The sequence below is a fragment of the Micromonospora craterilacus genome (assembly GCF_003236315.1).
GTDB classification, from domain to species: Bacteria; Actinomycetota; Actinomycetes; order Mycobacteriales; family Micromonosporaceae; genus Micromonospora; species Micromonospora craterilacus.
Genome location: NZ_POTY01000005.1, coordinates 51736 through 75599 on the forward strand (window position 1 = coordinate 51736; position 23864 = coordinate 75599).

General features: G+C 72.5%; 23 protein-coding genes and 1 pseudogene. 16 read left to right on the forward strand and 8 right to left on the reverse strand.

Annotation, left to right across the window (positions count from 1 at the left end):
• Positions 1–3: 3 nt before the first annotated feature.
• Positions 4–768, reverse strand: coding sequence for an SDR family NAD(P)-dependent oxidoreductase (locus tag C1I95_RS01970; protein ID WP_111212004.1), 765 nt, complete (start codon positions 766–768; stop codon positions 4–6).
• 181 nt (positions 769–949) lie between these two features.
• Here C1I95_RS01970 and mshA point away from each other — a divergent pair, with 181 nt between their 5' ends.
• The 3 genes and pseudogenes from mshA to C1I95_RS37030 all read left to right on the forward strand — a co-directional run.
• Positions 950–2302, forward strand: a complete 1353-nt coding sequence (gene mshA / locus C1I95_RS01975; protein ID WP_111212005.1) for a D-inositol-3-phosphate glycosyltransferase — start codon at positions 950–952, stop codon at positions 2300–2302.
• A 55-nt stretch (positions 2303–2357) separates the two neighbouring features.
• Complete coding sequence (locus C1I95_RS01980; RefSeq protein WP_111212006.1) at positions 2358–2870, forward strand: type III secretion system chaperone family protein; 513 nt, start codon at positions 2358–2360, stop codon at positions 2868–2870.
• 414 nt (positions 2871–3284) lie between these two features.
• Positions 3285–4106 (forward strand): annotated as a pseudogene (locus tag C1I95_RS37030) (hypothetical protein); the annotation flags it as partial.
• A 369-nt stretch (positions 4107–4475) separates the two neighbouring features.
• Here C1I95_RS37030 and C1I95_RS01990 read toward each other — a convergent pair.
• Positions 4476–5798, reverse strand: coding sequence for an MFS transporter (locus C1I95_RS01990; RefSeq protein ID WP_111212008.1), 1323 nt, complete (start codon positions 5796–5798; stop codon positions 4476–4478).
• Between the two features lie 75 nt (positions 5799–5873).
• Positions 5874–7181, reverse strand: a complete 1308-nt coding sequence (locus tag C1I95_RS01995) for an MDR family MFS transporter (protein ID WP_111212009.1) — start codon at positions 7179–7181, stop codon at positions 5874–5876.
• Positions 7182–7331: 150 nt separating this feature from the next.
• Here C1I95_RS01995 and C1I95_RS02000 point away from each other — a divergent pair, with 150 nt between their 5' ends.
• On the forward strand, positions 7332–8099 hold the full coding sequence (locus C1I95_RS02000; protein WP_111212034.1) for a phosphoglyceromutase: 768 nt from the start codon (positions 7332–7334) through the stop codon (positions 8097–8099).
• Positions 8100–8169: 70 nt separating this feature from the next.
• Here the strand turns inward: C1I95_RS02000 and phoU are convergent, their stop codons facing one another.
• Entirely contained in the window at positions 8170–8820 is a 651-nt protein-coding gene (gene phoU, locus C1I95_RS02005) for a phosphate signaling complex protein PhoU (protein WP_111212010.1), read from the reverse strand.
• 202 nt (positions 8821–9022) lie between these two features.
• Here phoU and C1I95_RS02010 point away from each other — a divergent pair, with 202 nt between their 5' ends.
• Positions 9023–10312 carry an ATP-binding protein gene (locus C1I95_RS02010; RefSeq protein WP_438941269.1) on the forward strand — a complete coding sequence of 430 codons (1290 nt, stop codon included), beginning with the start codon at positions 9023–9025 and terminating at the stop codon, positions 10310–10312.
• 58 nt (positions 10313–10370) lie between these two features.
• A complete protein-coding gene (locus C1I95_RS02015; protein ID WP_111212011.1) occupies positions 10371–11054 on the forward strand; it encodes a response regulator in 684 nt (227 codons plus the stop codon).
• Between the two features lie 132 nt (positions 11055–11186).
• Here C1I95_RS02015 and C1I95_RS02020 read toward each other — a convergent pair whose 3' ends face one another.
• Positions 11187–11996, reverse strand: coding sequence for a DUF3109 family protein (locus C1I95_RS02020; protein WP_111212012.1), 810 nt, complete (start codon positions 11994–11996; stop codon positions 11187–11189).
• A gap of 73 nt (positions 11997–12069) precedes the next feature.
• Between C1I95_RS02020 and C1I95_RS02025 the strand changes: the two genes are divergently transcribed.
• Positions 12070–13014, forward strand: a complete 945-nt coding sequence (locus C1I95_RS02025) for a Ppx/GppA phosphatase family protein (protein WP_111212036.1) — start codon at positions 12070–12072, stop codon at positions 13012–13014.
• Between the two features lie 75 nt (positions 13015–13089).
• Positions 13090–13896 carry a sugar phosphate isomerase/epimerase family protein gene (locus C1I95_RS02030; protein ID WP_199523558.1) on the forward strand — a complete coding sequence of 269 codons (807 nt, stop codon included), beginning with the start codon at positions 13090–13092 and terminating at the stop codon, positions 13894–13896.
• Between the two features lie 32 nt (positions 13897–13928).
• Here the strand turns inward: C1I95_RS02030 and C1I95_RS02035 are convergent, their stop codons facing one another.
• Genes C1I95_RS02035 through C1I95_RS02045 form a run of 3 tightly spaced genes read right to left on the reverse strand, consistent with a single transcriptional unit; the run spans position 13929 to position 15950 of the window.
• Positions 13929–14486: a CGNR zinc finger domain-containing protein gene (locus tag C1I95_RS02035; RefSeq protein ID WP_111212013.1), complete on the reverse strand. Its 558-nt coding sequence runs from the start codon at positions 14484–14486 to the stop codon at positions 13929–13931.
• A gap of 19 nt (positions 14487–14505) precedes the next feature.
• The gene (locus tag C1I95_RS02040) at positions 14506–15672 is read right to left on the reverse strand and encodes a glutathionylspermidine synthase family protein (RefSeq protein WP_111212014.1); all 1167 of its coding nucleotides are present in this window, start codon (positions 15670–15672) and stop codon (positions 14506–14508) included.
• Positions 15673–15674: 2 nt separating this feature from the next.
• Positions 15675–15950 (reverse strand): hypothetical protein, encoded by a 276-nt coding sequence (locus C1I95_RS02045; protein ID WP_233513257.1) that lies wholly within the window; start codon positions 15948–15950, stop codon positions 15675–15677.
• 118 nt (positions 15951–16068) lie between these two features.
• Here C1I95_RS02045 and C1I95_RS02050 point away from each other — a divergent pair, with 118 nt between their 5' ends.
• The 8 genes from C1I95_RS02050 to C1I95_RS02085 all read left to right on the forward strand — a co-directional run bounded on the left by C1I95_RS02050 (position 16069) and on the right by C1I95_RS02085 (position 23810).
• Positions 16069–16989, forward strand: coding sequence for a proline dehydrogenase family protein (locus C1I95_RS02050; RefSeq protein ID WP_111212015.1), 921 nt, complete (start codon positions 16069–16071; stop codon positions 16987–16989).
• A gap of 62 nt (positions 16990–17051) precedes the next feature.
• Positions 17052–17852: an alpha/beta fold hydrolase gene (locus C1I95_RS02055; RefSeq protein WP_111212016.1), complete on the forward strand. Its 801-nt coding sequence runs from the start codon at positions 17052–17054 to the stop codon at positions 17850–17852.
• On the forward strand, positions 17845–18432 hold the full coding sequence (locus C1I95_RS02060) for a TetR/AcrR family transcriptional regulator (protein WP_111212017.1): 588 nt from the start codon (positions 17845–17847) through the stop codon (positions 18430–18432). The genes C1I95_RS02055 and C1I95_RS02060 overlap by 8 nt, the downstream gene beginning before the upstream one ends.
• Before the next feature lie 294 nt (positions 18433–18726).
• On the forward strand, positions 18727–20067 hold the full coding sequence (locus C1I95_RS02065; protein ID WP_233513268.1) for a hypothetical protein: 1341 nt from the start codon (positions 18727–18729) through the stop codon (positions 20065–20067).
• A 37-nt stretch (positions 20068–20104) separates the two neighbouring features.
• Positions 20105–21502: an efflux RND transporter periplasmic adaptor subunit gene (locus C1I95_RS02070; protein ID WP_111212018.1), complete on the forward strand. Its 1398-nt coding sequence runs from the start codon at positions 20105–20107 to the stop codon at positions 21500–21502.
• Complete coding sequence (locus tag C1I95_RS02075; RefSeq protein WP_111212019.1) at positions 21499–22191, forward strand: ABC transporter ATP-binding protein; 693 nt, start codon at positions 21499–21501, stop codon at positions 22189–22191. The genes C1I95_RS02070 and C1I95_RS02075 overlap by 4 nt, the downstream gene beginning before the upstream one ends.
• Complete coding sequence (locus C1I95_RS02080) at positions 22188–23372, forward strand: ABC transporter permease (protein WP_111212020.1); 1185 nt, start codon at positions 22188–22190, stop codon at positions 23370–23372. Before C1I95_RS02075 ends, C1I95_RS02080 begins: the two co-directional genes overlap by 4 nt.
• Before the next feature lie 228 nt (positions 23373–23600).
• A complete protein-coding gene (locus tag C1I95_RS02085) occupies positions 23601–23810 on the forward strand; it encodes a helix-turn-helix domain-containing protein (RefSeq protein ID WP_091079691.1) in 210 nt (69 codons plus the stop codon).
• Positions 23811–23864 lie beyond the last annotated feature (54 nt).

Below are 23864 nucleotides of genomic sequence, written 5' to 3' on the forward strand. Positions count from 1 at the left end.
GGCTCAGCTCGCCCGGTGCACCTTGTGCTGGGCGGCCTGGGCCAGCGGCCGGACGACGAGCCGGTCCACGTTGACGTGTTGCGGGCGGGTCGCGCACCAGGCGATGCAGTCGGCGACGTCCTCGGCGACCAGCGGTTCGGCGACCCCGGCGTAGACGGCCGCGGCCAGGTCGGCGTCGCCGCGGTACCGGACCAGTCCGAACTCGTCGGTCTTCACCATCCCGGGGTCGATCTCGATCACCCGGACCGGGCGGCCGCAGAGCTCCAGCCGTAGCGTGCCGGCGATCGCGGTCTGCGCGTGCTTCGCGGCGGTGTAGCCGCCGCCGCCCTCGTACACCGTGAAGCCGGCGGTCGACGAGACGACGACGATGGTGCCGGCGCCGGAGGTCTCCAGGGCCGGCAGCAGCGCCTGGGTGACCCGCAACGTGCCGAGCACGTTCACGTCGTACATCCACTGCCAGTCGCCGATGGCACCGGACTCGACCGGGTCCAGCCCGCGTGCCCCACCGGCGTTGTTCACCAGCAGCGTCACCGGCCCGGGAGCCTGCTGTGCGGCCTGCGCGAGACCCGCCACCGACTCGTCCGAGGTGACGTCGCAGGCCACCGCGGTGGCGGCGCCACCGGCGGCGGTGATCTCCGCGACCAGGTCGGCCAACCGGTCGGTACGCCGCGCCGCGGCCACGACGTGGAAACCCTCGCTGGCGAGCCGCCGGGCGGTGGCGGCGCCGATCCCGCTGGACGCTCCGGTGACGATGGCGACAGGACTCATCGGGCCATTCTCGCCCCCGCTCACGGCCGTCGGGCACCGCCCTCGTGATGAGGTCGGTCACGCCGGCGGGGCTGGCCGACGTATTTCCCGCGGGCGATCGGGAAGATGACATCCGGCGTCGAGGTTGACGCAGGAGCGCCGGTCGTGCGGGACGGCATCAACCGTGGCAAAGGGAGCGGACGTGGCGGAAATGCACTCCGGTGTCGGTCGTCAGCGAGGTTCCCTGCCGTGGCCGCGGCCCCGGCGGATCGCGACGCTCTCGGTGCACACCTCGCCGCTGCACCAGCCGGGCACCGGCGACGCGGGCGGCATGAACGTCTACATCCTGGAGGTCGCCCGGCGACTGGCCGAGGCGGACGTCGAGGTGGAAATCTTCACCCGGGCCACCTCGGGCGATCTGCCGCCGGTGGTCGAGGTGGCTCCCGGGGTGCACGTGCGGCACGTGATGGCCGGTCCGCTTGAGGGGCTGACCAAGGAGGAACTGCCCGGCCAGCTCTGCGCGTTCACCGCCGGCGTGCTGCGCGCCGAGGCGGCCCGGCCGCCGGGCCACTACGACCTCATCCACTCCCACTACTGGCTCTCCGGGCAGGTCGGCTGGCTGGCCAAGGACCGCTGGGGGGTGCCGCTGGTGCACACCGCGCACACCCTGGCCAAGGTGAAGAACGCGCAGCTCGCCGCCGGGGACCGGCCGGAACCCAAGGCCCGGGTGATCGGCGAGGAGCAGGTGGTCGCCGAGGCGGACCGGCTGGTCGCGAACACCCGGGTCGAGGCACGGGACCTGGTCGGCCGGTACGACGCCGACCCGACCCTGGTCGCGGTGGTCGAGCCGGGGGTGGACCTGGACCGGTTCCGCCCGGCCTCCGGCGACCGGGACGCCGCGACCACTGCCGCCCGGGTCCGGCTGGGCCTGCCCACCCGCGGTCACCTGGTGGCCTTCGTCGGGCGGATCCAGCCGTTGAAGGCCCCGGACGTGCTGATCCGTGCGATCGCCGCATTGCGTGACCGGGATCCGGTGCTGGCCCGCGAGGTCGGCGTGGTGATCTGCGGCGGCCCGAGCGGCACCGGGCTGGACCGGCCCACCGCCCTGATCGAGCTGGCCGCCTCGCTCGGTGTCGCCGACCGGGTGCACTTCCTGCCGCCGCAGACCGGCACCGACCTGCCCCTGCTGTACCAGGCGGCCGACCTGGTCGCGGTGCCGTCGTACAACGAATCCTTCGGCCTGGTCGCGCTGGAGGCCCAGGCGTGCGGTACGCCCGTGGTGGCCGCCGCCGTCGGCGGCCTGGTGACCGCGGTACGCGACCAGGTCAGCGGGGTTCTGGTGCGCGGCCACGACCCGGTCGACTGGGCCCGTACGCTGGGCCGCCTGCTGCCCGACCGGGGCCGCTTGGCGGAGCTGTCCGTCGGTGCCGCCCGGCATGCACGCAACTTCTCCTGGCACCGTACGGCCGACGGCCTGCTCACCGTCTACGGCGAGGCGATCGCCGCCCACCGGGCCCGTCTCACCTCCGAGCTGGCCGGCTCCCGTTGCTGGTGACCGGTGCGGCGCTCATCAGCGGCGGTGCGGAGGCAGCGGCCGTAGAGTTGACCCGATGAGCGACCTTGGGGCCCTGATCGAGTCGGTCTGCGCCGAACGGGAGCTCGCCTGCGAGCGCACCGGCCCGGGGTCGTACGCGGTGACCCTGCCCGGCACGCACAAGCTCAAGACGATCTGCAACCTGATCGTCGGTGAGCACGCGCTACGGGTCGAGGCGTTCGTGATGCGCCAGCCGGACGAGCGGCGCGAGGAGCTGTGGGCCTGGCTGTTGCAACGCAACGCCCGGATGTACGCCGTGTCGTTCTCCGTCGACGCGGTCGGCGACATCTACCTCACCGGCCGGGTCAACCCCGCCGGAGTCGACGCCGACGAGTTGGACCGGCTGCTCGGCGCGGTGCTGACCTACGCCGACGAGTCCTTCGACACCATGCTGGAGATTGGTTTCGGCAGCTCGATCCGCCGGGAGTGGGAGTGGCGGGTCAAGCGGGGTGAGTCCACCGCGAACCTCGCGGCCTTCGCGCACCTTTTCGAGCCGTCGGGCGGCGCGGGCGGTCCGGGCCAGACCTGAAACGGGGTCCGTTGACCGGCGGGACGGTTCAGAGCGCTATTGCTGGGTAAGCCGCACCACGCGGTGCGGCGTTGGGACCCGCCGCGTGCCGAGACTGAGTGTCGAGGAGCGTGAGCGTCCATGGCTCAGCGAAACAGCTCGGGTCGCGGCGGGACCGCGACCAGGACCAAGCGGCAGGCCGGCAACCGGACCCCGAACACGCCACAGATCTCCGAGTCGGAGATCTCCCGGATGCGGGTGGACGACATCCGCGGACAGTTGCGCCGGTACGGGGTCTCCGGCATCTCCGCCCTGCGCAAGCCGGAACTGGTGAAGACCCTGGTGAAGACGCTTCGGTCGGGCGGTGCCGCCCGCCGGAGCACCGGTCCGGCCGGCCGCGCCAGCGCCACGAAGGCGGCCGGGACGAGACAGGCGGCGGCGGGTCGGACCGCCCCGGGCCGGGCAAAGGCGGCGCCGGCGAAACGGGCCGTATCGGCGCGGAAGGCGGCGGGCGGCACCGCGCGCAAGACGACCACCAGTGCCGCGCGCAAGACGACCGGTGCGGCGCGGAAGACGACGACTAGTGCCGCGCGCAAGACGACCGGGGCGGCGCGGAAGACGACGGCCAGCGCGGCGCGGAAGACGACGCCGGGCACGGCGCGAAAGGCCGCGACGGGCACCGGGGCGAGGAAGGTCGCTCCGCGGAAGGCGGCGGCGAAGAGCACGGCGGCGCGGAAGACCACGGCGGCCAGAAAGACCACGACCGCGGGTAAGGCCGGCACTGCGGCTCGCAAGTCGACGGCGGGGCGGGCCACAGCGGCACGTGGAGCGGCCAAGGCGGCACCGGCGCAGGGTGCGGCCAGGGCGGCACCGGTCGGCAGTTCAGCGGTGCGGACCGGGCGGGGGACCGCGCGGTCGTCCCGGTCGTCGCAGGTGATCGCCACGATCCAGGACCAGCCGGAGCGCCCCGGCCGTAGTCTGGTGACCACCAACCACGACGTCATCCGGCGGTGGGCCCGCGAGCGTGGCGCCAAGCCGGCGACGATCACCGGCACCGAGCGGGACGGCCGGGCCGGCGTGTTGACGTTCAACATTCCGGGTTACCGGGAGAGCAGCCGGATCCGCGAGATCACCTGGGACGAGTGGTTCCACACCTTCGATCTGCGGCGGCTGAACCTGATCTACCAGGAGCAGTTGCGGGACGGCCGGCAGAGCAACTTCTTCCGGACCGAGTCACCCGACCGTGAGGACGGGTGAGGGGTTTGCGGGAATGCTCGACGGGTACCCGCTGTTGGCCATGAACGAGGGCCCGAAGTGCCGTCCCGAGGCCGGCCACGGCCGCTGTGACGGGCGAGACAGCCGATCAGGTTGAATCCGGATGACGGGCCGAACTAGCTTTATTACACCGCGCCACGCTCGGAACCGTTCGGGGGAGCGGCGGATCGATCAGATCCGTGCACCGGGTGAGGTGTCGGGGGACGGGTGGATCGACCGTTGGGGGACGGTTCCCACCTGTTTGGACCGGCGGCGTGAGCGGGCGTCGCTTACGGGGGTGAGTGTCGCCCGCCGCCGCCGGTCGTACGACGTTGATGTGCCCGGCACGGGTTCCGTGCCGGGCACCTCGCGTCATACCTCGCGAGCGGTCAGCGACGGCTCGATCGGGGCCGCCGTGGCTTGGCGCAGGGCGGCCACGCGTCGCTCCCGAGGCGGTCCGGCGAGCAGGTGACCCCCGGCGGCCAGCAGCCCCAGCGCGCCGACCAGCAGCCAGTGCCCGTTGCCCCACTGTTGCAGGCTGAACCCGCCGAGTGTGGGTGCCACGAACGACGCGGCCGGGAAGGCCAGGTAGAACACCGACTGGTAGCGGGCCCGCAGCGCGGGTGGCGCCAGGTCCGCGTTGATCTGTGCGTTGGGTGGCGCGGCCAGCATCGAGCCGACCGTCCAGACCACGCAGGCGCCCAGGTAGAACGCGAGGTCGTCGGCGACGGCGAGCGCGCCGAAGCCGATCGCGAGCAGGGCCGTGGAGAGGGCGAGCACGTGCGCCTTGCGGTGATGGTCGATGAGCCGGGGTACGAAGAGCTGTCCCAGCACGATCAGCACCCCGCCCAGCGCCACCACCACGCCGTACGCCGAAGGTCCCAGCCCGTCCGCGCGCATCGCCAGCGGCATGATCGTCGAAGCCTGCATGGTCAGTACGGCCAGGACGAAGGTCAGCCCCACGAAGGCCAGGAAGTGACGGTCGGCCAACGCGGTGTGCAACCCGGGCCGGCGCGGTTGGCGCCCGGCGGGGCGGGCGGCCTCGGGCTGCGCCGGAGGTCGCGCTGACCGGTGGGCGAGGGTCTCGGGCACCTTCCACGCGATGAGCACGGCGGTGGCCAGGGTGGCGGCGGCGTCCACCAGGAAGAGCGCGACGTAACTCGCCTCGGCCAGCAGGCCGGCCAGCAGTGAGGCCACCGCCATGCCAAGGTTGAACGCCCAGAACTGCAGGTTGAACGCGCGGGACCGGCGGTGTTCCGGCACCACGTCGACGATCGCCGCGACGAAGGCCGGGCTCGGCATCGAGTGCGTGACGCCGACCAGCAGGGCGAGCAACGCGATAACGCCCAGCTGTTGGCTGAGCGCCAGCGCGACCATCAGGGCGGCGGTGGCCAGGTGCGCCGCCACCAGGGTCGACCGGCGTCCCCAACGGTCGGCCAGGACGCCCCCGAGCAGCACCCCGGCCGCGCCACCGGCACCGTAGGCGCCCACGACCACGCCGGCCAGCGACTCGCTGGCGCCGCGCGCGGCGGTCAGGTAGAGCGACAGGAAGAGCATCGCGAACGCCCCGGCCCGGTTGATCAGCAGGCCGGCCCAGAGGTACCAGAAGGTGGCGGGCAGCCCGCCCGCGGTGTCGGCCAGCCAGCGACGTGGCGCGGCGGACGCCCGGCGTTCGTGCTGCGCTGCGGCCCGCACCTGACCTCCCTGATCTGTTCGGTTACCTAACAGATCTTGCCGGAGCGGCGGAACCCCGCGCCGTCCGGGGAGTGGTCAGCCGCGGGTGGGCGCGACCGGCTCGGCCGCCTGCGGCGCGGCCGGCTGGGGTGCGGGCGACTGGACCGTCACCACCGGGGCGGCCCCGACGGTACGCAGTTCGAGGGCGCGGCGCTCCCGCGCCGGTCCGGAGATCAGGTGGCCCACCGCCATCACCGCCCCGATCGCGGCGCAGCCGAGCCAGAGCGTGGCGTTGCCCGCCTGCTCGCGGACCAGGCCGCCGAGGATCGGCGCGATCGCCCCGGCCAGCTGCCAGGAGAGCGAGAAGACCCCCTGGTAGCGGCCGCGCAGCTCGCCGGGGGAGAGTTCGGCGATGAGGGTGGCGTTGGACGGCGAGTTGAGCATCTCGCCGAGTGTCCAGATCAGCACGGTGAGCCCGTAGAACCAGGCGACATCGGCGAACGCGGTCAGGCCGAAGCCGACGCCCACCACCACCGAGGCCAGGGCGAGCACGTGCGAACGGCTGCGTCCACGGATCAGCCGGGGTACGAACAGCTGGCCGGCCACGATCAGGATGCCGTTGAGGGCGATCACCGACCCGTACATGGCGGGGCTCAGGCCCGAGTCGGCCATCGCGATCGGCAGCATCGAGATGTGCTGGAGGAAGACCAGCGCGCCGAGCAGGTTCAGCGTGACGAAACCCAGGTACACCCGGTCGGTCAGGATGGTGCGCAGCGCGCCGACCGGAGCACCGGTTGACCGCGTGCTGACGGTGATCGTGCGGGTTTCCTTCACCTTGACGAAGATGATCAACGCGGTGACCACCGTGGTCGAGGCGTTGACCACGAAGAGCAGCAGATAACCGGCCTGGGCGGCGAAACCGGCGAGCACGGCGGCGCAGGCGAAGCCGAGGTTGATCGCCCAGTAGTTGAGCGAGAAGGCGCGCAACCGGTCCCGCTCGGGCACCACGTCGATCATCATGGCGCCGAACGCCGGGCGAGCCGCCTCGGCGAACAGGCCGAGCAGCAGCGCGCCCGCCGCGACCGTCCACAGGTCACGGGCGAAGCCCATGGCGAGCATCATGGTCGCCGCGCCGAGATGCGAGGCGAGCAGGGTGGGCCGCCGCCCCCAGCGGTCGGTCAGCGTGCCGCCGGCGGTGGTGCCGACCGCGCCACCCACGCCCCAGGCGCCGAGCACCAGGCCCGCCTGGGTGGCGGAGAAGCCGCGCTCCTGGGTCAGGTAGATGGCGAGGAAGACGAGGACGAACGAGCCGAGCCGGTTGATCAGGGTGCCGGTCCAGAGGTACCAGAAGGTCTTCGGCAGCCCGCCCGTGGTGTCCCGGAACCAACCCCGCATCGCGCGCACGCCGGCGCCCCCGTTTCCGTAATGACTGAATATCTGGACGACCCTTACAACCTAGTGGCGCGCCGGAATCAAGGTCACGCCGATTTCCACGTGGTGGTCGTCACGACCCTTCCCGCGCGTCCGGTCCGGCGTTGCGGCAGGATGATCGGCATGACAGCTAGCGAGGGGCCCACCGTCGGGACGCTGGTCCTGCTGCGGCACGGCGAGAGCGACTGGAACGCCAAGAACCTCTTCACCGGCTGGGTCGACGTCGACCTGACCGAGAAGGGGGAGAGCGAGGCGCGCCGCGGCGGTGAGCTGCTGCGCGAGCACAACCTGCTGCCGGACGTCGTGCACACCAGCGTGATGCGCCGCGCCATCCGCACCGCCGAGCTGGCCCTGAGCGCCGCCGACCGGCACTGGATCGCGGTGCGCCGGTCGTGGCGGCTCAACGAGCGCCACTACGGTGCCCTGCAGGGCAAGGACAAGAAGCAGACCCTGGACGAGTACGGCGAGGACCAGTTCATGCTCTGGCGCCGCTCGTACGACACGCCGCCCCCGCCGATCGCCGACGACGACGAGTGGTCGCAGGTGGGCGACCCCCGGTACGCGCTGCTGCCCACCGAGCTGATGCCGCGTACGGAGTGCCTCAAGGACGTCGTCGAGCGGATGCTGCCGTACTGGTACGACTCGATCGTGCCGGACATCCTGGCCGGCCGGACGGTGCTGGTGGCTGCGCACGGCAACTCGCTGCGGGCCCTGGTCAAGCACCTGGACCAGATCAGCGACGAGGCGATCGCGAAGCTCAACATTCCCACCGGGATCCCGCTGCGCTACGACCTGGACCCGCAGCTGCGCCCGCAGACCCTGGGCGGCACCTACCTCGACCCGGAGGCCGCCAAGACGGCCGCCGCCGCAGTGGCCAACCAGGGCCGCTGACCGGCCGACGCTTGTTAAGAGGGGCCCCCTGCTATACGCCAGGCGTTAACAGGGGGCCCGTCCTTGCGCCTCAGGCGGGGGTTACGGGTTCGCCGGTGATCAGGTAGACCACGTGCTCGGCGCTGTTCACGGCGTGGTCGGCGAACCGTTCGTAGAAGCGGCCGAGCAGGGTGGCGTCGATGGCGGTCTCCACCCCGTACGGCCAGTCCTCGCCGAGCAGCACCCCGAACAGGCCCTTGTGCAGCTCGTCCATCGCGTCGTCGTCGCTGTCCAGCTCGGCGGCGAGGTCGACGTCGGGGTGGGCCAGCACCGCGGCGATCTTCTCGGCCATCCGGTCGGCGATGGACGCCATGTCGGTGAAGACCGGCCGCAGCTCCGCCGGTACGGCGGGCGACGGGTGCCGGCGCAGCGCGGTCTTGGCGACGTGGTCGGCCAGGTCGCCCATCCGCTCCAGGTCGGCGGCGACGTGCAGCGCGGTGATCATGGCACGCAGGTCGGAGGCGACCGGTGCCTGGCGGGCCAGCAGGTCGCAGACCCGCTCCTCCACCTGCCGGTAGAGTTCGTCGATCTCGGCGTCCCGCTCGATCACCGTCTCGGCCGCCCGGCGGTCTGCGGTGAGCAGGGCCCGCGTCGCCTGCCGCAGCGCCGCCCGTACGCCTTCGGCCATCTCGACCAGTAACTGGCTGACGGCCTGAAGTTCGGCCCGGAACTCGTCGCGCATTCTCACGTCCTGTGGGGTCGGGGCCGGCGACCGGGCCGGCGAGGCTTTGCGCAGGTACGCCGCACAAACTAGGGCTCGCGGGCGGACCGGAGGTGAACGCCGGTGAACTACACCGGACACGGAGGTGAACTTTCCCGGAAGTGAGAGTCCTTCGTCCTGGTCTGGGCGGTACCCCGGTAAACAATGACCCTACGATCACCGAGTGACGTGGGCGGTGACGGTGGGTGTGGCCGCGGCCCTGGTGGCCGGGCTGGTCGCCGGCCTGTGGCTGCCCCGGATCATCCCGGCGGCACGCCGGCGGGCCGGCTCCAGCGGGAGCGGGCGGGCCAGCTTCGGGTTCGGTAAGGGGAGGCTCGCGATCGCCGAGAAAGAGCAGGTCGGGCTCGGCCGCCGTGCGATCGACTCGCTGCGTGCGGGCGTGGTGGTGCTCGACCCGGAGGACGTGCCGGTACTCGTTAACCCGGCGGCTCGGGCGATGGGGCTGCTGCGCACCGGTGGCCAACCGGGCTCGATCACCGCGCATCCGTTGATCCGTACCCTGGCCGGGCAGGTGCGCCGCACCGGCGTGCGCCGCGAGATCGAGCTGGACCTGCCCCGGGGGCGCGACAACGCGGGGGAGAACCCGCTCGGCGTGCACCTGCGGGCGATGGGGCTGGGTAGCGGCTACATCGCGGTGGAAGCGGCCGACGTGACCGAGTCGCACCGGCTGGCCCGGGTCCGCCGCGACTTCGTGGCCAACGTGAGTCACGAGCTGAAGACCCCGATCGGCGCGCTGCAACTGCTCGCCGAGGCGTTGCTCGACGCCACCGAGCCGGCCGGTGAAGGGCGGTCCGACCTCTCCGAGGACGTGGTCGCGGCCCGCCGGTTCGCCGAACGCATCCAGCACGAGTCGACCCGGTTGGGGCGGTTGGTGCAGGAGTTGCTGGAACTGACTCGGCTCCAGGGCGCCGAGCCGCAACCGGCCCCGGAACCGGTCGCGGTGGACTGGGTGATCTCCGAGGTGGTGGACCGCACCCGGACCGCCGCCACCGCCCGTCGGATCGAGGTGACGGTCGAGGCCGAGCGGGGACTCACCGTCTACGGCAGCGACAGCCAACTGGCCACGGCGGTGGCGAACCTGGTGGAGAACGCCGTCAACTACTCCGGCGAGGACACCACGGTACGTATCACCGCCCGCTCCACCGACGAACACGTCGAGATCGCCGTGGCGGACCAGGGCATCGGTATCGCCCCCACCGACGTGGACCGGATCTTCGAGCGGTTCTACCGGGCCGACCAGGCCCGCTCCCGATCGACCGGTGGCACCGGCCTGGGCCTCGCGATCGTCAAGCACATCGCGAGCAACCATGGCGGCCGGGTGGATGTGGCGAGCACTCTTGGTGGGGGGTCGACGTTCACCCTCCGGCTGCCCGCCAGCCCTCCGGACGACCTCCTGGCGACACTGCCGTCAGCTGGGATCGAGGCCGGTCCGGCCGAGCTCCGGCAGGTCTGACCGCATATGGATCAGGCCGGGCTCCGCCCGGTCCGACCCGAAAGGAAAGGAAACGCCGTTGAGCCGCGTTCTGGTGGTCGAGGACGAGGAATCGTTCTCCGACGCCCTGTCATACATGCTCCGCAAGGAGGGGTTCGAGGTGTCCGTGGCCGCCACGGGCACGTCGGCTCTCACCGAGTTCGACCGGACCGGCGCCGACATCGTGCTGCTCGACCTGATGCTGCCAGAGATGTCCGGCACCGAGGTGTGCCGGCAGTTGCGGCAGCGTTCGCACGTGCCGATCATCATGGTCACCGCGCGGGACAGCGAGATCGACAAGGTGGTCGGCCTGGAGATCGGTGCCGACGACTACGTCACCAAGCCGTACTCGCCCCGGGAGTTGGTGGCCCGGATCCGGGCCGTGCTGCGCCGGCAGAGCCCCGAGGCGACCGAGTCGGGGGTGCCGACGCTGGCCGCCGGGCCGGTCCGGATGGACATCGAGCGGCACGTGGTGACCGTCGACGGGGGCGCGGTGCAGCTGCCGCTCAAGGAGTTCGAGCTGCTGGAACTGCTGCTGCGGAACGCGGGCCGGGTGCTGACCCGTGGGCAGCTGATCGACCGGGTCTGGGGCGCCGACTACGTGGGCGACACCAAGACGCTGGACGTGCACGTCAAGCGCCTGCGGTCCAAGATCGAGCCGGAGCCGTCCACCCCGCGCCACATCGTCACCGTGCGCGGTCTCGGCTACAAGTTCGAGCCCTGATCCGCGCCACCGCAGCCACGCCTGAGCTGCACGTCGCAAAGTTTGCGCAGCGCAGCCAGCGTTCACGCTCGTCATCGAGTCGTAGTGTCATGGCCCATTGGTGGACGCTGCTACCAAGATCGCGCTGAGTTGTCAGTTCGGGTCGGCGGGATGGGGGGCGACCATGCCCTGGCGGACCCGTTCGCCGCACAGCTCGGCGAGCTTGGCGTACGCGGCCGGGCCGACGAGTGCGGTCAGCTCCGGACCGTACGAGAGGTACATCGGCTCGGTGCCGACGTGCGCGTCCGTGGAGGAGGTGCACCACCAGTCGAGGTCGTGCCCGCCGGCGCCCCAGCCCCGCCGGTCGAACTCGGCCAGCGTGGAGACCAGCACCTTCGTGTTGTCCGGCCGCTTCACCCACTCCTGATCCCGCCGGACCGGCAGCTGCCAGCACACGTCCGGCTTGTACTCCAGCGGGTGCACCCCGTCGCGCAGCGCCTGGGCGTGCAGCGCGCACCCGCCGCCGCCCGGAAAATCGGCGTCGTTGAGGAAGACGCACGGGCCGTCGGAGTCCTGGGTGGCGGTGCGTCGCGCCGGGTTCTTGCCGTCCACGGTGTCGTTCTCGGTCCAGTTCTTGAAGCCGCGGCGGAAGTGCTGCCAGTTCGCCGGGGTCAGCCGCTTCACCGCGGTACGGACCCGCTTCTCGTCGTCGGAGTCGGTGAAGAACGCGCCGTGCGAGCAGCAGCCGTCGGCGGAGCGCCCGGCGATGATGCCGTGGCAGCCACGGCCGAAGACGCAGGTCCACCGGGACAGCAGCCAGGTGAGGTCGGCCCGGACCAGGTGCCGTTCGTCCGCCGGGTCGACGAATTCGATCCACTCCCGGGGGAAGTCCAGCGGCACCTCGCGGCTGCGCGGATCCGCCGGGTCGTCCACGAGTACGCGGAGTTCGATCTGACCTGTCACCCGGCCCAGGGTACGCGCGGTGTGCCGGGCAGGTCGGTGAGTGACGCGAACCGGTTGGCCTAGGGTGCTCACCATGCGACTGGGTGTCCTCGACGTCGGTTCGAACACGGTGCATCTGCTGGTGGTCGACGCCCACCGCGGGGCGCACCCGTGGCCGGCGCACTCGGAGAAGGCGGTGCTGCGGCTCGCCGAGCAGCTCGGCCCGGACGGAGCGCTCCGCGAGGCCGGCGCGGACGCCCTGGTCAAGGCGGTCAGCGCGGCCCGGACCTCGGCCACCGGCCTGGAGGTCGACGACCTGCTCGCCTTCGCCACCTCCGCGGTACGCGACGCCACCAACGCCGCCGAGGTGCTGGCCCAGGTCCGGGACGCCACCGGGGTACGCCTGGAAGTCCTCTCCGGTGCGGACGAGGCGCGGATGACCTTCCTCGCGGTCCGGCGGTGGTTCGGCTGGTCCGCGGGTCGGCTGTTGGTGCTGGACATCGGCGGCGGCTCGCTGGAGATCGCGGCGGGCGTCGACGAGGATCCGGACGTCGCGGTGTCGCTGCCGCTCGGCGCCGGCCGGCTGACCCGGGAGCGGCTCGGAACCGACCCGGAGAGTGTGCTCCCGCCATCGCCGGCGACCGTGGACGAGCTGCGTGAATACGTCGACGGCCTGCTCGACCCGGTGGTCGACCGGATGACCGAGGTGGGCTGGGAACGCCCGGTGGCCACCTCCAAGACCTTCCGCACCCTGGCCCGGCTCGCCGGGGCGGCCCCCAGCGGCGCCGGGCTCTGGGCCCGGCGCAAGCTCACCCGCTCCGGGCTGCGGCAGGTGCTCGGCTTCATCCGGCACATTCCGCCGGCCCAGTTGGTCGAGCTGGAAGGGGTGAGCGCCGGCCGGGCCCACCAGGTGCTGGCCGGTGCCGTCGTCGCCGAGTCGGTGATGCGGCGACTCGGCGTGGACTCGCTCGACATCTGCCCGTGGGCGCTGCGGGAGGGCGTGATCCTCAACCGGTTGGACAAGTTGACACCGGTGTGATGCCGTCCGTCCGCATCACCCGCTTTGCCGCTTCTCGTCACGCTGCCTCAATCGATGCGGGTTACCCTCGGTGGTGTGACTTCCCGCGTCCCGGTGCTCCTGTCCAGTTCCTCGGTCTTCCCTGAACGGACCGCGGCGGCGTTTCAGCTGGCCGCCGCGCTCGGCTACGACGGGCTCGAGGTGATGGTCTGGACCGACGCGGTCAGCCAGGACGGCGGCGCCCTGCGCGGGCTCGCCGACCACTACGGGGTGCCGGTGCTTTCCGTGCACGCGCCCTGCCTGCTGGTGACCCAGCGGGTCTGGAGCCCGGACCCGTGGGAGCGGCTGCGCAGGGCGGCGGTGCTGGCCGAGACGCTGGAGGCGCCGACCGTGGTGGTGCACCCGCCGTTCACCTGGCAGCGGGACTACGCGCGCAACTTCGCCGAGGGGCTCGACAAGGTGGCCGGCCAGTTCGGCGGGCTGCGGTTCGCGGTGGAGAACATGTACCCGGTGCGGATGGCGGGCCGGCAGTTCGTCCCGTACGTGCCCGGCTGGGATCCGACCGAGCCCGGTTACTCCTCGTACACGCTCGACCTGTCGCACTGCGCCGCCTCGCACACCGACGCCCTTGAGATGGCCGACCGGATGGGCGCCGGCCTGGCGCACGTACACCTCGGCGACGGCACCGGCGAGGGGCGTGACGAGCACCTGGTGCCCGGCCGCGGCACCCAGCCCTGCGCCGAGCTGCTGCGCTCGCTGGCCGGCCGGGGCTTCACCGGCTCGGTGGCGGTGGAGGTGACCACCCGGGGCGCGAAGAGCCGGCAGGTCCGCGAGGCGGATCTGCGCGAGGCGCTGGCCTTCGCCCGTCAGCACCTCAACACCCCGTCCCCGGTCGACGCCTGACCAGCGCCCTGACCGGGCGGCCGGGTGACAGGTCAGGGCACGGGTGCCAGCGGATCGGTCTGGCTGGGCACGGCCGCCCGCTTGCGGGCCCGATGGGCGGCCACGTGCGACCGGGTGGCGCAGCGCTCCGAGCAGAACCGGCGGCAGCAGTTGGACGAGGTGTCCAGGTAGACGTTGCCGCAGCGGTCGTCCGCACAGACGCCGAACCGGGCGCTGCCGTACTCGCAGAGCCAGACCGACAGGCCCCAGACCGCGCCGGCCAGGTATTCCGAGCTGACCGAGGCACCCCGGCTGGTGACGTGCATGTGCCAGTCGCTGGAGTCGTGCCCCGAGATGCGCGGCTGCACCGGGTATGCCTCCAGCAGCGTGTTCAGCTCGGCCACCGCCTGAGCGTCGCGCCCGGAGGTGCCGTATTCGAAGACGTCACGCAACCGCTTCTGTGCGCGCCGGAAGGTCGCCAGATCCCGCTCCGCGACCTCGTCGCGCATCCACGCGTTGTCGTCGGGAAAGATGGCCCGCAGGTCGTCGAGGTCGTCCAGGCGGGCGTTGACGAGGTCAACTCCGGTCCGGGCGTACGCGTCGAAGTTCACGCCTTCAAAGGTAGACGACTCATCCGGTACGCGCCGTGTCGATGTAGTGCGGCAGGAACCGGGCGTATCCATCGGTGATCAGGCTCGCGCTCTCCCGCACCCCGGCACCGGCCGACTCCCCGTCGACGATCCAGCTGCCCAGCACCATCCGGCTACCGGCCAACTCGGGCAGCGCCCGGAACTCCTGGTAGCAGAAGCCCTCGTCGCCGTAGTCACCCGGATTCGTGATCTCACCACCGGCGGTGACGATCCGCACCGCGGCGCCCTCCCGGCCGAGCAGCGGCTTCGCGACGTACTCCGGCATCCCGCGCGGCGAGTCGAGGTACGCGGGCAGCAGCAGTTCGTGCCCCGGATACAGCTCCCAGAGCACCGCCAGCAAGGCTTTGTTGGACAGCAGCAGCTTCCAGGCCGGTTCGATCCAGGTGGTCGGCGTGCCCGGCGCCAGCGCCAGCGACCCGTACGGCTCGGCGAGCATCCACTCCCACGGGTAGAGCTTGAAGCAGGTGGTGACCGGGGCGTCGGCGGTGTCGACGAAGCGGCGTCCGTCCCAGCCGATGTCCTGGATCGGCAGCAGCTCGACCTCCAGGCCGGCCTGGCGGGCGGTCTCGGCCAGGTAGCCGGCGGTCATGTGGTCCTCGCCGCTCTCCTCCTCGTTCGACCAGACCACGTGCACCCGCCGGTCGTGCAGGCCGGTGCCGATCTTCGCCCAGGCCGCGACGAGCCGCTCGTGCAGGCTGTTCCACTGGTCCAGTTCCGGCCGGGTGTGCTCCAGCCAGTACCACTGGATGATGCTCGCCTCGACCAGCGCGGTCGGGGTGTCCGCGTTGTACTCCAGCAGCTTCGGCGGCCAGCTGCCGTCGTACCAGAGGTCGAAACGGCCGTAGAGGGTGGGCGGTGTCTCCCGCAGCGAGCGGGCGACCGCCTCGGCCGCCCAGTCGGGAATGCCGAACTCGGCGTACCGGTTGCGCGCCACCACGTGCGCGGCGGCGGCGACCGACATCCGGTGCAGCTCCTCGGTGGCCTCCTCCAGCCGCAGCACCTCGGCCAGCTCGAAGGCGTACGCCGCGGTCTCGTCCCAGTACGACATCACCCCGCCGTCGGGCAGTTCGGTGTCGACGTACACCAGGCCCTGCTCGCGGATGGTGGCGTCCCAGTCGGGGCGCGGGCTGACCCGCTCGCGGCGCACCCTCAGCCGCCGCAGGCGGCGAGATGGGTGCCGAAGCCGCCCCGCTCGGGCACGGCCGTGCCGACCGGCTCCGGGGCAGCCCGGTCGGCCGGGTCGGCGACCGATGCCGGGATCCGCATGGCGAGGGCCACGGTGTCACCGCCGCCCGTCGGGCCGAGGGCGCAGTCATCGTCGTCGTCGGAGGTCATGTTGCAGCCGGAGAGGGCAAGCGCCAGGGCGGTGAGCGCGCCGAGCTGCACGGAGGCCGAACGGAGCCGGCGGCGGGGGCGTTGTTCCACGCCATCGTTGTAACCGATGGACACCACCGCTGTCGCGGTGCGGCCCCTTCTTTGACAGGGCGTGGGCGGGACGGAAGCTGGGCGCTCCCGGCGGCTGGCCGGGCGTTACGCTCAGCTCATGCTCCGTTCCGTTATCCTCGCCGCCTCCCGGTCATCCCGGGTCGAGCGGCTCGTCGCGACGGCCCCGTTCTCCCGGGACGTCGTGCGCCGGTTCGTCGCCGGCGCCAAGACCGACGACGCGTTGCGCGTGACCCGCGAACTCGTCGACGACAGTCTCGCAGTCACCCTCGACCACCTCGGCGAGGACACCGTCACCCCCGAGCAGGCCCGCGCCACCAAGGACGAGTACCTGACGCTGCTGCGGATGCTCGCCGAGGCGAGGCTGACGCCGGCCGCCGAGGTGAGCGTCAAGCTGTCGGCGCTCGGCCAGGCGTTCGACGAGCAGTTGGCCTACGACAACGCCCGGGCGATCTGCGCCGCGGCCGACGCCGCGGGCACCACCGTCACCCTGGACATGGAGGACCACACCACCACCGACTCGACCCTGGACATCCTGGCCAAGCTGCGCAAGGACTTCCCGTCGACCGGGGCGGTGCTCCAGGCGTACCTGCGGCGCACCGAGTCGGACTGCCGCGAGCTGGCCTCGGCCGGGTCCCGGGTGCGGCTGTGTAAGGGGGCGTACAAGGAACCGGAGTCGGTGGCCCACCAGTCGGCCCGCGACGTCGACAAGTCCTACGTCCGCTGCCTCAACATCCTGATGTCCGGCGACGGCTATCCGATGCTGGCCACCCATGACCCCCGGTTGATCGCCATCGGCGAGGACCGGGCCCGCTGGTTCGACCGCGGCCCCGATCGCTTCGAGTTCCAGATGCTCTACGGCATCCGGCCGGAGGAACAGGCCCGCCTGGTCGGCGAGGGCTACACCGTGCGCACCTACGTCCCGTACGGCGACGACTGGTACGGCTACCTGATGCGCCGCCTCGCCGAGCGTCCCGCCAACCTGGCCTTCTTCGCGCGCGCGGTCGCCTCCCGGAAGTAGCACCAGCGGCGCTCCAGGTGGGTGCCTTGACGAGCGAGGCTAATTGTATTAGCTTTCTGGCTATGACTACTAGCTTTGTCGGGCGGGGTGACGGCCGGATCGCGTACAAGGTGCACGGGCAGGGGCCGTTGGTGGTTCTCTCGCACGGCATGGGGGAGAACCGTCACTCCTACCGGCACCTGATCCCGCTGCTGGTCGAGGCGGGCTACCGGGTGGCCTCGGTCGACGTCCGGGGCCACGGCGACTCCAGCGCGGGCTGGTCGTCGTACGCCCCGGCCGAGGTGGGCGGCGACCTGCTGGCGGTGGTCCGCGACCTCGGCGGTGGCCCGGCCACCCTGGTCGGCAGCTCGTCCAGCGCCGCCGCCGTGGTCTTCGCGGCCACCGACGCGCCGGAACTGGTCAACGCGATCGTGCTGGTCGGCGCGTTCGTCGGGCAGCCGAAGCCCAATCCCTTCCTGCGTCTCGCGCAGGCCGCGGTGCTGCGCAGCCCGCGGCTGTTCGGGCTGTTCCACCGCACGCTCTTCCCGGTGCACCGGCCGGCCGACGACGCGGAGTACCGCCGGGCGATGGTGGCCGCGCTGCGCCGGCCCGGCCGGATGGCGCCGGTGCGGGGTGTGATCGCCCCGGCGCAGCCGCACTGGACCGCCCGGGCTCCGCAGGTGGGCCAGCCGGTGCTGGTGCTGATGGGCACGAAGGATCCGGACTTCCGCGACCCGGGCGGCGAGGCCCGCGCCGCCCGGCGCCTCTTCCAGGTTGCCGAGGCGCGGATGATCACCGATGCCGGGCACTACCCGCACGCCGACCGACCCGACCCGACGGCCGCCGAGCTGGTCGACTTCCTCGCGGTGGCCAACCGTGCCTAGGGCCGGGCTGAACCAGCAGATCGTGGTCCGTGAGGCGGCCCGGCTCGCCGACGAGGTCGGGTACGACAAACTCACCCTCGCCGCGTTGGCGAACCGGCTCGGCGTCGCGCTGCCCAGCCTCTACAAGCATGTCAAGGGGGCCGACGCGCTCGCCCAGAAGCTGTCCGCGCTGGTCACCGCGGAGATCGCCGACGAGATGACCACGGCCGCCGCCGGTCGCAGCGGCGACGACGCGCTGCGCGCCGTCGCCGACGCCTACCGGTCGTACGCCCGCCGGCATCCCGGCCGCTTCCCGGCCGGCCAGCGGGTGCCGGATTCGGCCGACCCGGCGCATGTCGCCGCCGGGGCCCGGGCGGTCGGCGTCGTCTACGCCATCCTCAGCGGCTACGGGATCGGTGGGGACGCCGCCGTGGACGGGGTCCGGATGTTCCGCGCCGCTGTGCACGGCTTCGTCTCGCTGGAGGCGGCCGGTGACTTCGGCCTGCCCCGCGAGGTCGACCGCTCCTTCGACCGGATGGTCGCCGCCCTCGGCGTCGCGTTCCGCTCCTGGCCCGGGCCGGAGGAGACAGGCGCGGAATGACCGGTGGCCGCGGCGGCGGGCGGTGTTCCCTATCTCGCCGGCGAGCCGTACCCTTCGCCGATGACCGACGGGGGCCCTGTGGCCGACGACCAGCCGCCGACAACGCCCGAGCCGCCGCCGAGTGGAGCAACTGAGCCGCCGCCAAGTGCGACGCCCCACGCGACGCCGGGCGCGCCCCCTTACGCGCCGCCGAGCGCGCCCCCTTACGCGCCGCCATATGCGACGCCGAGCGCGCCGCCATATGCGACGCCGTACGCGCCCCCTTACGCGCCGCCGGGTGCGGCGCCCTATGTGATGCCGAGTGCGGTGACCGGGGTGGCGGCTGCGGCCGGCCCGACGGTGGCGCCCGACGGGCGACGGCGCCGGCGATGGCCACTGTGGGCCGCGCTCGTCGTGGTGGTCCTGGTGCTGGCCTGTGGCCTGCCGGCGGCGCTGCTTGTCAGCGTGCTGCGGGACACCGACGTCGAGACGTCCGCCACGGCCGCCGAGCCGACCGAGAACCCGACCACGCTGGCCGCCCAGCAGGTCGCCGAGCGGATCAGCGTGCAGTTGAACCGGCAGGCCGCCGCGCTGCTCGGCGGGGACCGGGCCGGGTTCCTGGCGATCGCGGAGGCCGGTTCCGCGCGCACCGAGCTCCGCCGCCGGTACGACTCGCTCAGGGCGCTGCGCGTGAAGCGTTGGGAGGCCAGCGCGAGCGGCCTGCCCACCGAGACGGGTCAGGCGGGCGAGTGGCGGTTGCGGGTCCAGTTCAACTACTGCTTCGTGGTGGCGAGGTGTCAGACGAGCCCGATGGTCGTCGACACCCGGTGGCGCGACGGGGCGGAGCCCCGCCTGCTGGAGATCGAGAAGTCGAAGTCCTCGCCGTACGTGATCGGCGCTCCCAGCGGGCAGCCCGGCGATCTGCCCTGGGAGGTCAGCGAGCTGACCTCCGTGGTCGGGAAGCGGACGATCGTGGCGACCACGCCGGCGTACCGCAACCGGCTGCCGTACCTGCTGGCCCGGGCCGAGGCGGCAGCCAAGGTGGCCGACCTGTACGCGGTGTCCGGCACCCCCGACCGCTACCGGATCTTCTACGCCGGCAAGAAGGAGTGGGAGACCTGGTACGGCGGCGAGCAGCCGGAATGGGGCATCGGGTACGCGATCAACGTCGGCGGCGGTCACCACGAGGTCGTGCTCGGGCCGGACAGCCTGGACTACGGTCCCTTCATGGACCAGGTGCTCCGGCACGAGCTGGCCCACGCCGCGTCGATGCCCGACGGCTACTGGGAGGACTGGGCGTGGTGGCTGGTCGAAGGGGTGGCCGAGTACGCGGCCGTCGACGGTCAGCCGGTGGCCCGCTACCTGGGACTGGCCGAAACGCGGCAGGCGGTCAGGGGCGACTGGAACGGCAAGCTCGACGACCTCATACCCACCGGTGACATCTCGGGCGAAGAGGCGACCGGCCGTTACGGCATCGCGTACCTCGCCGTCCGGTACTTCGTCGACCGCTTCGGTGAGGAGCAGCTGCTCGCCTTCGTCAAGGCGGTGGTGCACGACCTCCGTCCGCCGGCCCAGATCGCCGAGGAGGTCCTGGGCGAGCCCTGGTCCGGCCTCCACGACGAGTGTGTCGCGTACATCCGACGGGCTGCCGGCTGACGGGCTGCCAGCGGCCGGATCGACGGCGGCTCGTAGCATGGGTCGGGTGCGCCGCCCTGACCCGCCGCGGCTGCCCTCAGCCACGCGCCCCCGCCTGCTCACCGCCCTGCTCGCCGTCGCCGTCGTGATCCTCACAGGGGCCGCCTCCTGCGGTGCCGACGAGCCGTCGATCGCGCTCGCCTCGGCCGTGCGGGCCCCGGTGGCGGAGGAGATCGACGCCCCCGCCACCGTCGTCGCCCGGGCGGCGGCGACCCTCACCGCGCCCGCTGACGGGACGCTGGCCAGCCTGCGGGTCGAGCCGGGCCAGCGGGTCAAGCGCGGCCAGGTGCTTGCCGTGATCAACTCGCCGTCGGCGCGGGAACGGCTCCGCCAGGCCCGCGCGGCACTCGACGCGGCCAAGCGGGCCGGTGGTGGCGGTGGCGGCGGCAACCTCGCCGGCTCGCTGCGGGGCACCGACCGGGCCGCCGCGGAGGCGCACGCCGCCGCCCGCGCCGCCGCCGCGAAGATCAGCGATCCGGAACTCCGCAAGGCGCTGCTCGCGCAGGTCGACTCCGCCCAGCGCCAGTACGCCGCCGCGGCCCGCGCCGCCGACAACGCGGTCCGCGAGGTCCAGCGCGGCGTACGCAACCTGAACTCCGCCGTCGGCGCGCTCGCCACCGCCCAGCGGCTCCAGGCGCAGCAGGCGTACGACCTGGCCAAGGCGACGGTGGACGCGCTGACCCTGCGCGCCCCGATCGCCGGGGTGGTGCAACCGGGTGGCGTCGGTACCGGTGGCGGTTCGGCCGGTGCGCTCGCCGGGCTGCTCGACGCCGCCGGCGGGATGCCGGCTGGGGTCGGCCCGGACGCGCTCGGCGCCGGGTCGGCGGCACCGCCGCCGGGCGTGGACACCGCCGTCCCGGTCGGTGGCCGGGTCACCGCAGGGACTCCCGTGCTGACCGTGGTGGACACCGGCGAGCTGGGCCTGCTCGCCGAGGTCGACGAGACCGACGTACTGCTGGTCCGGGCCGGACTCACCGGCACGGTCGAGCTGGACGCGGTGCCCGGCGCGACGTACGACGCGACCGTCCGGTCGATCGACGTGCTGCCCAGCACGTCGGCCCGGGGCGGGGTCAGTTACCGGGTCCGGCTCGCACTCGGGGCGGGCCTGTTCGGCGAGGCGGAGCGGGCACCGACCCCGCGGCCGGGGATGAACGCGGTGCTGCGGCTGCGGGTCCGGGAGGCGGCGGACGCGGTGACCGTGCCCGCGTCGGCGGTCTTCTCGGTGGACGGGCGGGACACGGTGTGGCTGGTCCGCGACGGTCGGGCCGGCCGGGCGGTGGTCACCGTCGGAGTGCAGGGCCAGGACCTGGTGCAGATCGTCAACGGGGTGCAGCCCGGCGACCGGGTGGTCATCCGCGGCACCGACCAGGTCCGGGACGGCCAGGAGGTCGGGTGACCGCGGCGATCGAGGCGGTCGAGGTGTCCCGGACGTACCAGCTGGACGGGGTCTCGGTACCCGCCCTGCGGGGCGTGTCGCTGACCATCGCGGCCGGCGACTACGTGGCACTGATCGGGCCGTCCGGGTCGGGCAAGTCCACCCTCATGCACCTGCTCGGCGGTCTCGACCGGCCGACCGGTGGCCGGCTGGCGATCGGTGGCCGGGAGGTGGGCGCGCTGTCGGCGCCCGAACTGGCCCGGCTGCGCAACGAGACCATCGGTTTCGTGTTCCAGGCGTTCCACCTGTTGCCGCGTACCTCGGCGGTGGACAACGTGGCGCTGCCGCTGGTCTACCGGGGGGTGGGCGCCCGCCAGCGGCGCGAGCGTGCCGCCGCGATGCTTGGGCGGGTCGGCCTGGGGCACCGGCTGGGCCATCGCCCGAACCAGCTCTCCGGCGGCGAGCAGCAGCGGGTGGCGATCGCCCGTGCGCTGGTCACCGACCCGACCGTGCTGCTGGCCGACGAGCCGACCGGCAACCTGGACAGCGCCACCGGCGCCGCCGTGCTGGAGCTGCTGGAACGGCTCAACGCCGAGTCGGGGGTGGCGCTGGTGATGGTCACCCATGACGCTGAGGTGGCCGTCCGGGCCCGCCGGCGCATCGCGATGCGCGACGGCGTCGTCGTATCCGACAGCGAGGCCGGCTCGTGAGGCTGGCCGAGGCGTGGCGGGTGGCGTCGGACGCGCTACGGGCCAACCGGATGCGCAGCCTGCTGACCATGCTCGGCGTGATCATCGGGGTGGCCTCCGTGGTGCTCCTGGTGGCCATCGGCACCGGCACCAAGCAGAAGGTCGAACAGCAGGTCGAGGGGCTCGGTTCCAACCTTTTGCTGGTTGTCCCGGGGCGACTCGACGTGGGTGCCGCACCGGCGGTCTCGCCACTGACGTTGCAGGACGTGGACGCGGTCGGCCGGGTGGTTGGTGATCCGGCCCGGGTGGCGGTGACGGTCGCCTCGGGCGCGACGGTGCGGGCCGGCACCCGGCAGGACTTCACCACCGTGCAGGGGGTGTTGGAGACCACCCCGACGGTGTTCGCCCGGGAGTTGGCCCGGGGACGCTACCTGACCCGTTCCGACGTGGACACCGGCCGGCGGGTGGCGGTGCTTGGCGACGCGGTCGCCCGAGCGTTGTTTCCCGACCGGGATGCGGTCGGCCAGCAGATCAACGTCGCCGGCGTCCGGTTCCGGGTGATCGGCGTCTTCGTCCAGCTGGGGCAGAGCCTCGGCGTCGACCGGGACGACGAGGTGCACATCCCGGTGACGGCGGCCCAGCGGCTGTACGGCACCCAGCGGGTGGACGCCATCGCGGTGAAGGCGCCGGACCGCGAGCGCATCGACGAACTGGGCGCTCGGATCGTGGCCGAGCTGAACGGACGGCACCCGGGTACCGAGTTCAGCGCGGTCACCCAGGAGCAGATCCTCGGCGTGCTGGGTGACATCCTCGGCATTCTGACCGGCGTGCTGGCCGCCATCGCGGGCATCTCGCTGCTGGTCGGCGGTGTCGGCGTCTCCAACATCATGCTCGTCTCGGTACGCGAACGGACCCGCGAGATCGGGCTGCGCAAGGCGGTCGGCGCCCGCCCCCGCGACATCGGCGTCCAGTTCCTGCTGGAGGCGGTGTTGCTGACCTCGGTCGGTGGGCTGACCGGGATGGCGCTCGGCGTGGGCGGAGCGCTGCTGGTGGCCGCGGTCTCGCCCATCCCGGCGGCGGTGACCTGGTGGTCACTGGCGCTGGCCTTTGGCGTCTCGGCGGCGGTCGGGATCGTCTTCGGGGTGGTGCCCGCACAGCGGGCCGGTCGGCTCGACCCGGTGGTCGCCCTGCGCGCGGAGTGACGCTGGCGATACCGGTGGCCGAAGATGATCGGTGTCCGCGCCCTCGCCACCAGCCCCCCGACCAGGGGTTTTTCCCTAGCGGCGGGGATCAGTTTCATGATCAGTTGCAGGAAGGGATCGCGCCGGTCACAGCCGTCCCGCTACCGTACTGGTAACACGCGCGTCGCCGGCCGCGCGGGATGACCCGTGCGGCGGCTCGCGCCGGGCATGGGATGGGTCGGGTGAGCCATGGCCGGGTCGCAGTCCGACGGTCGGCTGTCGGATGTCAAGTTCCTGACCGTCGCCGAGGTGGCGACGGTCATGCGGGTGTCCAAGATGACGGTCTACCGCCTCGTGCACAGCGGTGAGCTGACCGCCGTGCGGGTGGGCAGGTCGTTCCGGGTGCCCGAGCACGCGGTGCACGAGTATCTTCGCGGCGCCTTCCAGGAAACCGCCTGACCCGCTTGCGAACTCGGCCGCGGGCCGGCCCGGTGAACGGGCATCGACCGGGGG